The following is a 13,111-nucleotide window of genomic DNA, read 5'->3' on the forward strand; positions in this document are numbered from 1 at the left end:
CTAAGCACGCGAGCAGCGCCAAGGTCCCCCAGCCTTGGCGCTGTTTCTTTTTTAAAATGCTAGACATCTAACAAAAGACCGACTATAATAATCGCTAGATGTCTAACAAAAGGAGGACACAGGTGGAAGAACCAATCCGTAAATGGATCAAACGGGCGGCCAAAAGCATCGACCAGCATTCCGGCCCATTTGCCAGAAAGGAGCGCTTGACGCGTGAACAGATGGCAGTGCTGGATTTTCTAAGCCAGCAAGCAGGCCAAACAGCTAACCAGCATGCTTTGGACGAGGAATTTGCCATCCAGCGCTCGACCACGACCATCATGCTGCAGCGCCTGGAAAAGCGGGGCTTAATTAGGCGCCTGCCAGATCCCAATGATAAAAGGCAAAAACTGGTGCAGCTGACGAGTGAAGCTAATGAGCTCATCCCGCAGATCCGTGAAGAAATCAAAGACGATGATCTTGAACTCCTCCAGCAGTTCAGCAAGGAAGAATTAGCTACCGTCAGAAAGCTTTTAAAATACATTGCAGAAGAGGGGTAACAGTTTACACATGAATTCAAAAATTCCTAAAAAAGTCTACGCGGCCATTGTGGCAACAGGACTGATGTCCTTTAGCGGCGTCCTGGTGGAAACGGCAATGAACGTTGCCTTTCCAACCTTGATGAAACAGTTTGGCCTGGCCACTAATACAGTTCAGTGGATGACCTCGATTTACCTCTTGGTCATCTCCGTTATCGTGCCGCTTTCTGCTGTTTTGAAAAGTTCTTTTAAGACCAAGCAGCTCTTTGTTTCAGCCAACTTGCTCTTTTTCTTTGGCCTCTTGCTGGACGCCTTAGCGCCAAATTTCGCGATTCTGCTCCTGGGCCGGGCCATTCAAGGTCTGGGCACCGGGATTGCCTTGCCTTTGATGTTCAATATCATCCTTGAGCAGGTGCCAGCTGAAAAAATTGGCATCATGATGGGCTTTGGCAACTTGATCACGGGTGTTGCTCCTGCTCTTGGGCCAACTTTCGGTGGTTTGATCATCAACACTTTGGGCTGGCGCTATGTCTTCTTTTTCTTAATGCCTTTGATCATCTTGTCTCTCTTTTTAGGCCTTTACGGCATCCAGCAGAAGTCCAAGATCGTCAAGATCAAGCCGGACTTCTTGAGCATTATATTTATCGCTGTCCTTTTTGCCGGCGTCATTTATGGCTTCAGCAACCTTTCCTCTGGCAAATTGCTGACCAACCTGTTCCCAATCTTTATCGGTCTCTGCTCTTTGGGCTTTTTGCTGGGCCGGTCGAAAAAATTGGATCAGCCAATCCTGCACTTTGAAATCCTCAAGAACAAGTCCTTCAGCGTGCACTTGCTGGGCTTCCTCTTAATGCAGCTCTGTTCTCTGGGCAATGCCTTTCTTTTGCCCAACTATGTCCAGCTGGTCAATGGGGGAACGGCAACTCTGGCCGGCCTGGTCACCATGCCAGCTGGCATCATCGGAGCGGCCATGAGCGTGGTCGGCGGCCGTCTCTACGACGCTAAAGGGGCCAGAATGCCAATGATGACTGGTGTCAGCATGATGGCAGTTGAACTAATTGCTTTTGCCTGCTTGTCCCAGCACATGTCCAATCTTGTAATCTCCCTGGTCTACATCATCTATATGGCCGGGATGGGCATGACCGTCGGCTCAATCATGACTAACGGCCTGGCCAGCTTGAAGCCGAGCCAGTCAGCCCAGGGTAATGCCTTCTTGAACACCATCCAGCAATTTGCCGGCGCTATCGGGACTTCTTTGACTTCAGCCATCGTGGCCTTAAGCCAATCCCAGTACGGGTCAAAAGGCGCTCTCCCGACGGCAATCGGCACCCAGCACGCCTTTATTTTCCTGGCTGCGATCGTGATCTTCCTTTGGCTCATGTTCTACAAGAACGTGAAAACAGAAGGCGGGTCTAAATAATTAACGAACTAGCAAAAACTGTTAAAATACTAGATAGGTATTTTGACAGTTTTTATTTTGCAAGGAATGACAATGAACAAGAAGAAGTTACTTTTAATCGATGGCAATTCCGTGGCCTTCCGGGCCTTTTTCGCCATGTACCAGCAATTAGACAAGTTTAAAAATCCAGAAGGCCTCCACACCAACGCCCTTTATGCCTTTAAAAACATGCTGGACGTGGTCTTGAAGCAGGAAGATCCAAGCCATATTCTGGTGGCCTTTGACGCTGGTAAGACCACCTTCAGAACCGCCATGTACAAAGACTATAAGGGCGGCCGGGACAAGACCCCGGCAGAACTTTCTGAGCAGCTGCCTTACCTGCGCGAGATGCTCAAGGACATGGGGATCAAGAGCTACGAACTGGTCAACTACGAAGCCGACGACATTATTGGTACCATGGCTAAAAAAGGGGCCGAAGCCGGCTATGAAGTGGCCGTTGTTTCCGGAGACAAGGACTTGACCCAATTGGCAAGCGACCACGTGACCGTCTACGTGACCAAGTCCGGGGTAACCAAGCTGGAAGCTTTTACCCCAGACCATATGAAAGAAGTCAATGGGGTGACGCCGACCGAATTCATCGATATGAAGGCTTTGATGGGTGACCCGTCTGACAACTACCCAGGCGTGGCCAAGGTTGGCCCGAAGACTGCTTCTAAGCTTATCCAAGAATACGGCAGCGTGGAAAATCTGTATGACCACGTTGACGAAATGAAGAAGTCCAAGTTGAAGGAAAACCTGATCGCCGGCAAGGACAATGCCCTTTTGGGTAAAAAATTAGCCACCATCAACTGCGACAGTCCAGTAGAAGTGACCCTTGCTGATCTTGAATATCAAGGCAGCAATATCGACGACCTCCGCCGCTTCTATGAAAAGATGAACTTCCGTCGCTTTTTGGCTGACTTAGCCCAAAAAGGGGAATTGACTGAAAGCAAGACGGAAGTCAAAAAGCAGGACTACATCGTTCTCACTGCTGACAATTTAGACCAGCTGCCAAAGGCTGCTGAAGTCACTTTCTACCTGGCCATGTTTGGCGACAACTACCACCTGGCCGACTTCGCCGGCTTTGCCTTGAGAATTGGCGAGGAAACTTTCGTCAGCCGGGAAGTTACCTTGTTGCAGGAAAGCCCCTTGAAGGAAATGCTGGAAGATCCTGCCGTCCAAAAGAATGTCTTTGACTTGAAGCGGACCACTTACGGCCTCTACCGGCTGGGGATCAAGGCTGAATCTTTGACCTTTGACCTGCTTTTAGCTTCTTACCTGGTTGACAATGAGAAAAATTCCAACGACCTGGGTGAACTGGTCCAAGGCTACGACTACTATGATTTAAAGACCGACCTGGAAGTCTACGGGAAGGGGAAGAATGCTACGATTCCAGCAGATGATTCAGTCTTTTTCAACCACCTGGCCGGCAAGACCGCGGCTATCGCGGCTTTAAAGGACAGTCTTTTAAGCAAGCTGAAAGAGCACGAGCAAGACGACCTCTACGACTCGATCGAATTGCCAACGGCTCGCGTTTTGGCCAAGATGGAAATGAACGGGATCAAGGTCCAGCCTTCTCGCTTAAAGGAACTGGAAAACGACTTTGCTGTCCGTTTAAAGGACCTGGAAGAAAAAATCTACAAGGAAGCCGGGGAAGAATTCAACTTGAATTCACCAAAGCAGCTGGGCGTCATCCTTTTCGAAAAACTGGGCCTGCCAGTCATCAAGAAGACCAAGACCGGCTACTCCACTTCAGTTGAAGTCTTGAACCAATTAAAAGAACAAAGCCCAGTCGTCAGCGACATCCTGGAATACCGGCAGATTTCTAAGATCCAGTCTACCTACGTCAAGGGCCTCTTAGACGTCATCGATGAGCGTGACGGCCGCATCCACACCCGCTACCTGCAGACTCTGACGGCAACTGGCCGCCTGTCTTCAGTTGACCCTAACCTGCAAAACATCCCAACCAGAACGGAAGAAGGCAAGCAGATCAGAAAGGCCTTTGTCCCATCAAGTCCGGATGGCTATATCTATTCCTGCGACTATTCCCAAATCGAGCTCCGGGTCCTGGCCCATGTTTCAGAAGACCCGAACATGCAGGAAGCCTTCAAGACCGGCTACGACATTCACGCCCACACGGCCATGAAGATCTTCCACTTAAAGAGCGTTGACGAAGTAACGCCGCTCCAAAGACGGCGGGCCAAGGCTGTCAACTTCGGGATCGTCTACGGGATCTCTGACTACGGCCTTTCCAAGAACCTGGACATCTCCCGCAAGCAGGCCAAGGAATTCATCGACGAATACTTTGACCAGTACCCAGGCATCCAGGCCTACATGGACCGGGCCGTTAAAGACGCCAGAGAAAAGGGCTACGCGGAAACCATCATGCACCGCCGCCGCTATCTGCCAGATATCCACGCCAAGAACTTCAATGTCCGCTCTTTCGCGGAAAGAACAGCCATCAACTCCCCAATCCAAGGGTCAGCTGCCGACATCATGAAGATTGCCATGATCAACATGCAAAAGAAGCTGGATGAACTAGGGTTAAAAACCAAGATGGTTGTCCAGGTCCACGACGAATTGATTTTTGACGTGCCAGCGGATGAATTAGAAACGATCCAGAAGATTGTCCCGTTAGTCATGCAGTCAGCCGTTAAGTTGGACGTGCCTTTGGTCGCTGACGCCGGCTGGGGCCATGACTGGTATGAAGCAAAGTAGGAGGTAAAAAATGCCAGAAATGCCTGAAGTTGAAACGGTCCGCCGGACCCTGCGGCCCTTGGTCGTGGGCAAGACGATCGACCATGTCGATATTTGGTATGACAAGGTCATCACCGGCGACCCGGAAGCTTTTAAAAAGGAGTTAAAGGGCAAGACCTTTACGGCTGTTGACCGCTATGCCAAATTCCTGCTCTTCCGTTTAGGCGACTTGACTGTCGTTTCCCATTTGCGGATGGAAGGCAAGTACCACTTAACGACCTGGGATGCACCAGTAGACAAGCATGAGCACATGCAGTTTGCCTTTACTGACGGAAGTGCTCTCCGCTACGCGGATGTCCGCAAATTTGGCCGCATGCAGCTGGTGGAAACTGGAACTGAATTCCAGATTACGGGCTTGAAGAATTTAGGCCTTGAAGCAAATACGCCAGAATTTACCCTGGACTATTTTGCAAAAGGCTTGAAGAAGAGGAGCCAGGGAATCAAGACCCTGCTCATGGGCCAGACCCTGGTGGCAGGCCTGGGCAACATTTATGTTGATGAAGTCCTCTGGCAAAGCCAGATCAATCCTTTGATCCCAGCCAACGAATTAACTGAGGACCAGGTCAAGCGGCTCTATACAGCCATCAATGAAACCATCGAAGAAGCTACTAAATACGGCGGCACGACCGTCCACAGCTTCTTAAACGCTGACGGAGAAGCCGGCCACTATCAAGAAAGGCTCAAGGTCTACGGCAAGGAAGGGCAGCCATGCCCGCGCTGCGGTGAAAACTTTGTCAAGATCAAGATAAGCGGGCGGGGAACCACCTACTGCCTGCATTGTCAAAAGAGGTAAAGGAGCAGATGACTTTTTATCTGGGACTGACCGGCGGGATTGCCACAGGCAAGTCGACCGCCAGCCGGATATTAAAAGATATGGGCTGCCAGGTTATCGACAGCGACGCCATTGCCCACCAGCAGGCCGAAGTTGGCCAGGTCTCCTGGCAAAAGATCTTAGAAGAATTTGGGCCGGACTTCTTCAATGAAGATAAGACTTTAAACCGGAAGAAGCTGGGCCAGTATGTCTTTGCCAATCCTGAGGCTTTGAAAAGATTGTCGGAAATTACCCAGGGCGAGGTCTTAAAAGAAGTTCAAAAGCGGATGAAGAACAGTCAGGCATCTGTCTGCGTCATCGACGTGCCCCTGCTCTTTGAAGCTGGCTGGCAGGATTACTTTGACGCGGTTCTCTTGATCGCGGCGCCGGAAGAAGTAGAACTAGAGCGTTTGATGGCGCGGGACGATTTAAGCCAAGCAGAAGCCAAAAGGCGGATGAATGCCCAGCTGCCATTGGCGGAAAAACGCCTGTTGGCTAGCTATGTGCTTGAAAATACTGGTACAATAGAAGAACTAAGAGAGAAATTGAGCAATCTGCTGAAAACTATCGCGTGAAAGGAGCTTCACTATGCTTTGTCCAAATTGCCATCAAAACGCCTCCCGGGTTATTGATTCCCGGCCGACTGACGAAGGGCGGACCATCCGCCGGCGGCGAGAATGCGAAAACTGCGGCTACCGCTTTACGACTTTTGAACGGGTGGAACAGTCACCACTTTTGGTGATCAAGAACGACGGCACCAGAGAGGCTTTCAGCCGGGAAAAGATCCTGAACGGGGTGGCGGCTGCCTGCCAGAAGCGGCCGGTAACCAGCGAGCAGCTCAACAAGCTGGTCGACAATGTTGAAAACCGGATCCGGGCTAAAGGAGTCAGCGAGATCTACTCCAAGGAAATCGGGGAATTAGTCATGGACCAATTAGCCGACATCGACGACGTGGCCTACATCCGCTTTGCCTCCATCTACCGCCAGTTCACTGATATGTCCAGCTTCATGAAGACCATGGAGGACATGATGGACCGGCACAGCAAGGCCAAGTAGTCCATGTACGAGAATTCCAATCCGCGTCTTCGCTACGTCGTTTTAAATGAGCTGCCAGGCCAATCCGGCCAGGTGCAGGTCTTGATCAAGCTCTACCAGCCCTTGATCGGGGCTTTAGGGGTTGCCCTTTACCAGACCTTGGTCCAGGACTTTGATCCTTACCGGTCTTTGTCTGCTTCAAGTGCCCTGTACAGCCTGCAAGAAGACCTGGACTGCAGCCTCCGCCAGCTCTGGCAGGCCCTGCATAAACTGGAAGCCGTGGGGCTCTTGAAGACCTATGTTAGCCACAATCTCCGCTTGGGGGATATTTTGGCTTTTAAGCTGCGTGCCGTGCCGGATGCCAGTGAATTTTTCAACACTTCGCTGTTAGCCAGCCTCTTAAAGGAAAAAGTTGGCGGTGTCCGCTTCAGCCAGCTTTCCCGGGAATTTGCCAAGCAGGCCCAGGTCAAGGAGCGGCAGCTGGACAATCTAGAAGAAGTTTCCGCTTCATTTTTTGAAGTCTTCCGCCTGCCGGAAAATGAGGCCATCAATCCTTCAGAAGATGTCCAAAAGGCAGCTGAGGAAAATGCCAGCCAAAAGACTGAAGATGCCCAGGTCAATTTAAAGCAGATCGACTGGCAGTACTTGAAAGACCGCTTCGCGACTTACCAGATCCCGGAAAGAGAGATCGACCGGCAAAAAGACGAAATCCGGTCCATCATGGAGCTTTACGGCTTAAGCGAGGAAGAGTTTATCAACGAAACCCTGCCGACCCTGCATGGCAGCTACCAGCTGGATGCCGCGGCAATCAGAAAGAGCCTCAACTACAACTACAAGGCTGACCACCGCCGCAAGCAGGTAATCAAGCGCCAGGAAGAAAAGCAGGACCGGCCAAGCGTGGACCAGCAGGATCAGGAGCTTTTAGACCTGGTTACCTCTAAGACGCCGATTAATTTTTTGGATGACATGAAGCTGGAGAAGGGCGGCTTTACCACGGCCAGAGAGCGGCAGATCGTCAACAACCTGGACAGACAGATTCACTTGAACCATGGCTTGATCAATGTTCTGGTCTACACCTGCCTCAACTACCAGCCAGTTTTGACCCAGGATTTGGCCAACAGGATCGCCAACGACTGGCTGCAAAAGGGAATCACGACCCCGGAAGCCGCCATCAAGCATCTGCGCGATGGAAAGAAGCAGGCCCAGGCAGGGCAAAAGAAGAACTACTCAGCGGGCAACCGGCGGCTTGAAAAGGGGACTGACTGGAACAAGAAGCAGTTTGTCCAGCCGGTCAATATTTCAGATGAAGACTTGCGGAAGATGCTGCAGGGGCCGGACAAGAAAGACAAGTAAGGGTGATTAGATGAGAGCAATTGGCGACATGTTGAGTGAAGCTGCTAAGGCCGCGGCAGCCAAGAACGGGCAGGATTTTTCGGCGGAATCATTTGAAAAGATGAAAAAGCAGGTTTTCGCTGACCCTGACGTCCGGGCTTTTCTTACTGCCCACCAGGACCAGCTGACCAAGGAGAGCGTGGACGCCAGCTTTGCCAGCCTCTATGAATACTGCCAGCAAAAAGACGGCCACGACAAGGTGATCAGCGGTTATTTGCCTGAGCTTTTCATGGAGGGGCCCTTGATCGGGATCCGCTACCAGGCCAGCCAGGCTAAGCAGCGCCGGGACAAAGAAGAAGCGGCCAAGCGGCGGATTGAGCTGATTGACTTGCCGGAGAAATTGCGCCGGGTCAAGTTAGAAGACTTGGACGTGGCAGTTGAGCGCAAGCAGGCCTTGTTTGAAGTAGGGGCCTTTTTGCAGGCTTACCAGAGCAATCCCCACGCCAAGGGTCTCTATTTAAGCGGGGACTTTGGGGTCGGGAAGACCTACATTTTAGCGGGCCTGGCCAACCGGGTAGCGGAAATGGGGGCTAAGGTGATCTTTTTGCACATGCCGACCTTTATCGCGGGCCTGTCCAGCCACTTTGGCGACAACAGCCTGCAGGCTGAAATTCAGCGCCTGGCGGCTTGCGATGTCTTGATTTTGGACGACATTGGCGCAGAGACCCTCAGTCCCTGGTCAAGAGATGACGTTTTGGGCGTGATTCTCCAGGCCCGGATGGACAATGACCTGCCGACCTTCTTCAGCTCCAACTTTGACATGGATACGCTTGAGAGCCACTTTAGCGCGACCAAGAATGCAGATGACCCGGTCAAGGCGGCCCGGCTGATGCAAAGAGTACGCTATTTGGCTAAAGAAGTGGTTGTTTCTGGGAACAACCGCCGCCTGCAGTAATTTTTTGAAAAAAGTGGCAAAAAAGCCTTGTCTTATTTGGGCAAGGGGGTATAATCGAAAAGTAAATAGAAGACATGATTCCTCCCGCTTCAGAGAGAGGGGCCCCGTTCTGAAAGCCCCCATTTGGGAGGAACCCCACCTTCTATGACCCCAAAAGATAAATGACAAGGTTGGACGCCGTTATCAGTCCAATAAGAGAGGCCGCTTTAGGCCTGAATTTTGGGTGGAACCACGATGATTAATCGTCCCGAGCATGTATTTGTGCTCGGGACTTTTTTGTTTTTGGAGGATTTAAACCAATGAGTTTTGCTTTGACTCTGCCAGATGGCTCAAAGAAAGAATTTGACGCAGCTGTTTCCGTTGCTGACCTTGCTTCCAGCATCTCAACTTCCCTGGCTAAGAACGCCGTTGCCGGCAAGGTTGACGGGGAAATCAAGCCCCTTGACTTCCAGCTGGACGCTGACCACGAAGTTGCCATTTTGACCAACAAGGATGCTGAAGGCTTGAGCGTCTTGCGGGCAACTGTTGCCTTTGTTTTGGAAGCTCTGGTTAAGGACAAGTACCCGGAAATCAAGCTGGGCCAAGCTGAAATTTCAGAAGACGGCTTCTTCATCGAAACTGACAAGGAAGACCAAATCAAGGTTACTGAATTGCCAGACTTGGAAAAGGCCCTGCAAAAGGCCATCAAGAACGGCGAAGCCATTGAACACGTTCAAGTAGCTAAGAGCGAACTGGCTGAAGCCTTCAAGGACGACCCATACAAGAGCGAACTTTTGGCTAAGGAAGGCGACTTAGTTGACGCCTACAAGCTTGGCGACTTCGTTGACTTTGGTTTTAGCGCCCTTTTGCCAAACACTGGCAAGATCAAGAAGTTCAAGCTTTTGTCAGTAGCTGGTGCCTACTGGAAGGGCAAGAGCTCAAACCCAATGCTGCAAAGAATCTTCGGGACTGCCTTCTTCAAGGAAGCTGACCTGGAAGCTGACCTCAAGCGGCGGGCAGAAATCAAGGAAAGAGACCACCGGACTATCGGCCGGGACCTGGACCTCTTCTTCGTTGACCCTAAGGTTGGGGCAGGTCTGCCATACTGGATGCCAAAGGGTGCTACTATCCGCCGGATCATTGAACGCTACATCGTGGACAAGGAAGTCGCAGCCGGCTACCAACACGTTTACACTCCAGTTTTGATGAACCTGGACGCCTACAAGACTTCCGGCCACTGGGCTCACTACCGGGAAGACATGTTCCCGCCAATGGACATGGGTGAAGGCGAAATGCTGGAATTGCGGCCAATGAACTGCCCATCCCACATCCAAATCTACAAGCACCACATCCGCTCATACCGGGAACTGCCAATCCGGATTGCTGAACTGGGTATGATGCACCGGTACGAAAAGTCAGGTGCCTTGTCAGGTCTGCAACGTGTCCGGGAAATGACTCTGAACGACGGTCACACTTTTGTAGCTCTGGACCAAGTGCAAGAAGAATTTGCCAGAACTTTGCAAATCATCATGGACGTCTACCACGACTTCGACATCAACGACTACTACTTCCGTCTTTCATACCGGGATCCAAAGAACACTGACAAGTACTTTGCCAACGATGAAATGTGGGAAAGAAGCCAAAGCATGCTGAAGGCAGCCATGGATGACATGGGCCTGGACTACGTTGAAGCTGAAGGTGAAGCTGCCTTCTACGGTCCAAAGCTGGACATCCAAACCAAGACTGCTTTGGGCAACGACGAAACCATGTCAACCATCCAACTGGACTTCATGCTGCCAGAACGCTTCGAACTGTCATACGTCGGCGCTGATGGTGAAGAACACCGCCCGGTTATGATCCACCGCGGGATCGTTGGCACTATGGAACGGTTTATCGCTTACTTGACTGAAATCTACAAGGGTGCCTTCCCAACTTGGCTGGCTCCTGTTCAAGCTGAAATCATTCCAGTTAACCTGGACGCTCACTCAGACTACGCTAAGAAGGTTCGCGATGAACTGGTAGCCAAGGGCTTCAGAGCTGAAATCGACTTCAGAAACGAAAAGCTGGGCTACAAGATCCGTGAATCACAAACCCAAAAGGTACCTTACACTCTGGTGCTTGGGGATGATGAAATGAACGCCGGCACGGTTAATGTCCGTCCTTACGGGACTGAAGAACAAAACTCCGAAAGACTGGCTGAATTCATGGACAAGCTGAGCAAGGACGTTGCAAACTACTCCCGCGAAGATTAATTCTTTCCTTATAAAATTGAACCCTTTCTGACATAAAAAACATCCTGTCTCAACTCTGAGGCGGGATGTTTTTGCGTATGTGCTTCTTTTTTGGGCTTACATCATGTCGAAGCTGATTAAGTGGCAGTCGACTTGTTGGGCAAGCTGGCGGCATTTATCAGTAAAGCCGGTCTTGGAGAACAGGTAGTAATTTTTCTTAGGAGTAGGGAAGAGGCTGCTCCGGTAGATGAGGGTTTCGAGGATATCAGCGGAGATCGGTTCGCTTTTCCACTTGCATTCGCCAAAGTAGCCGTTCAGCTTTTGGTCATCGAAACCGACTATGTCCATTTCAACTTGTTTCTTTTCCTTAGGATCAGGCCCCCACCAGTTGCCTAAGTTGACAAAAGGCTCTGGCACCAGGTCTGGATCAAACAGCTTGGACCAGAGGTATTCTTGGGAGAGTTTCTCAAATTCTGGTCCCATGAAGTGGGGGAGCTGCTTTATGATGTAGTCTAAAATTGGCTCGGTAATCCCCCGTTCGATAAAGCTGACCCGTTTGCCGACGAAAGTATACCAGAAGCGGAACATGCCATCCTTAATGGCATAGATGGTCTTCCGGCTTCTGGCTTTATCAATTTCTGTAACCGGCACCCGTTTTTCGATAATGCCCAGGTCGATCAAATTGTCCAGGTAAGGGCTAAGGGCGCCGCTGGCAATACCAGTTTTAGTTGAGATCTCTGACTGCCGGCTGGCCCCGGCCGCGATGGCGCTGATGATGGAGCTGTAGCTTGCTGGTTTGCGGAGTTCTTGATTGAGCAGACTCATGGGTTCGGCATAGAGCATGGCGCTGGTTGTCAGAAAGTTGTCCTTGATATTGTCTCTAAGGGATTTTTCTGGAGACATCAGTGACAGGTAGAGGGGAATTCCGCCGGTGATGGCATTGAGTTCAAAAACTTCTTCCTTATTTAACTGCGGGAAAAATTCTTCGGCATCATGCAGGCTGAAGGGCTTCAGCTTAAACTGGGCAGTTCTGCGGCCATAAAGTGGACTCTTGTAGCCAAGCACTTGCTTTTCCATGAAGGACATGGAGCTGCCGCAGAGAATAAGAAAAAGTTTGTTCTGTTTGAAATAGTGGTCGATGTAGGATTGCAGCATTGAGCTGATTGGCGGATAAGCTTTCGCCAAGTAAGGAAATTCATCAATGACTAAGATCAAGCGGTCATTTTTCTCAGAGAGATGAACGAGATATTTGAAGGCCTGCTCAAAGGAGGAAAAATTCGGCCCATCCAGATAGCTGGGATCTTCGTAGGCGTGAATCGCGTCAGAAAAACGAGATAAACTATCCTGGAATTTTTCTTCAAGGCCAGTAAAATAGATAGCCCGCTTGCCTTTTAGAAATTGGTTGATCAAGCTGGTTTTCCCGATACGATATCTACCATAGATGACCGCAAATTGAAAGCTGTCTTCTTGATAGAGCTTATTCAAAGCTGAAAGCTCTTGCTTTCTGCCGATAAACATTGGAATCACCTCGTTATCAATACTATGTTTTACAACATCATACTTTACAAGTTTACGATATACAAGTTTACGATATTGTTAATTGCGGGATGTTTTTTGTATATACAAGGACACATTTTAGATGAATGATTGATAAAAGCGAATGGAGAATTTCCTTGATCAATATGGTTATAAATGATAATTTCAAAAGAAAGCGAATTAAAGAGATGAGAAAAGAGAAGGATGAAGGCAATATGAAGCAGATTGTTGTGAAAGTTCTTGCGAATACGTTGATTCTGTTCATTTTGACTTATGTCGTTGATCTTTTGACCCACCACAATAGCAACTACTGGAACATTATTCCGATATCACTGGCAGGCTTAGGCAGTTATGAGCTTTTGCGGAGTGATTCGGTCTCTGACAGAGTCAAAAAGATTATCAATTGGATCACAATTGCTGCTGGAGTTATATTGGTGGCAATTCTTATATACATCAGTTTGATGGAATAGATTAATATTGTCTAGAATGCATCCTGTCTCAACATTGAGGCGGGATGTTTTT

Annotated in this window: 11 protein-coding genes; 10 read left to right on the forward strand and 1 reads right to left on the reverse strand. The window is 49.9% G+C overall.

Annotated elements, in window-relative coordinates; translation table 11 throughout:
* Positions 1 to 122: 122 nt before the first annotated feature.
* The 9 genes from ACYVUV_RS03150 (at position 123) to thrS (ending at position 11,074) form a co-directional block, all read left to right on the forward strand.
* The gene (locus tag ACYVUV_RS03150; RefSeq protein ID WP_484498985.1) at positions 123 to 539 is read left to right on the forward strand and encodes a MarR family winged helix-turn-helix transcriptional regulator; all 417 of its coding nucleotides are present in this window, start codon (positions 123 to 125) and stop codon (positions 537 to 539) included.
* Between the two features lie 10 nt (positions 540 to 549).
* A complete protein-coding gene (locus tag ACYVUV_RS03155; protein ID WP_439774784.1) occupies positions 550 to 1,935 on the forward strand; it encodes a DHA2 family efflux MFS transporter permease subunit in 1,386 nt (461 codons plus the stop codon).
* A gap of 72 nt (positions 1,936 to 2,007) precedes the next feature.
* Positions 2,008 to 4,671: a DNA polymerase I gene (polA, locus tag ACYVUV_RS03160; RefSeq protein ID WP_484498986.1), complete on the forward strand. Its 2,664-nt coding sequence runs from the start codon at positions 2,008 to 2,010 to the stop codon at positions 4,669 to 4,671.
* Positions 4,672 to 4,681: 10 nt separating this feature from the next.
* Complete coding sequence (gene mutM, locus ACYVUV_RS03165) at positions 4,682 to 5,503, forward strand: DNA-formamidopyrimidine glycosylase (RefSeq protein ID WP_439775437.1); 822 nt, start codon at positions 4,682 to 4,684, stop codon at positions 5,501 to 5,503.
* An 8-nt stretch (positions 5,504 to 5,511) separates the two neighbouring features.
* Positions 5,512 to 6,096: a dephospho-CoA kinase gene (coaE, locus tag ACYVUV_RS03170; RefSeq protein ID WP_439775438.1), complete on the forward strand. Its 585-nt coding sequence runs from the start codon at positions 5,512 to 5,514 to the stop codon at positions 6,094 to 6,096.
* Positions 6,097 to 6,109: 13 nt separating this feature from the next.
* On the forward strand, positions 6,110 to 6,577 hold the full coding sequence (gene nrdR, locus ACYVUV_RS03175) for a transcriptional regulator NrdR (protein WP_002879222.1): 468 nt from the start codon (positions 6,110 to 6,112) through the stop codon (positions 6,575 to 6,577).
* Positions 6,578 to 6,580: 3 nt separating this feature from the next.
* On the forward strand, positions 6,581 to 7,909 hold the full coding sequence (locus ACYVUV_RS03180) for a DnaD domain protein (protein WP_439775439.1): 1,329 nt from the start codon (positions 6,581 to 6,583) through the stop codon (positions 7,907 to 7,909).
* 10 nt (positions 7,910 to 7,919) lie between these two features.
* Entirely contained in the window at positions 7,920 to 8,843 is a 924-nt protein-coding gene (gene dnaI / locus ACYVUV_RS03185) for a primosomal protein DnaI (RefSeq protein WP_439775440.1), read from the forward strand.
* Between the two features lie 299 nt (positions 8,844 to 9,142).
* A complete protein-coding gene (gene thrS / locus ACYVUV_RS03190; RefSeq protein ID WP_439775441.1) occupies positions 9,143 to 11,074 on the forward strand; it encodes a threonine--tRNA ligase in 1,932 nt (643 codons plus the stop codon).
* 96 nt (positions 11,075 to 11,170) lie between these two features.
* On the opposite strand, the gene ACYVUV_RS03195 is transcribed toward thrS, so the two are convergent.
* Entirely contained in the window at positions 11,171 to 12,571 is a 1,401-nt protein-coding gene (locus ACYVUV_RS03195; protein WP_484498987.1) for an ATP-binding protein, read from the reverse strand.
* Between the two features lie 125 nt (positions 12,572 to 12,696).
* Between ACYVUV_RS03195 and ACYVUV_RS03200 the strand changes: the two genes are divergently transcribed.
* A complete protein-coding gene (locus tag ACYVUV_RS03200; protein ID WP_484498988.1) occupies positions 12,697 to 13,059 on the forward strand; it encodes a hypothetical protein in 363 nt (120 codons plus the stop codon).
* Positions 13,060 to 13,111: the final 52 nt, after the last annotated feature.

This window comes from Lactobacillus sp. WILCCON 0149 (assembly GCF_057197965.1).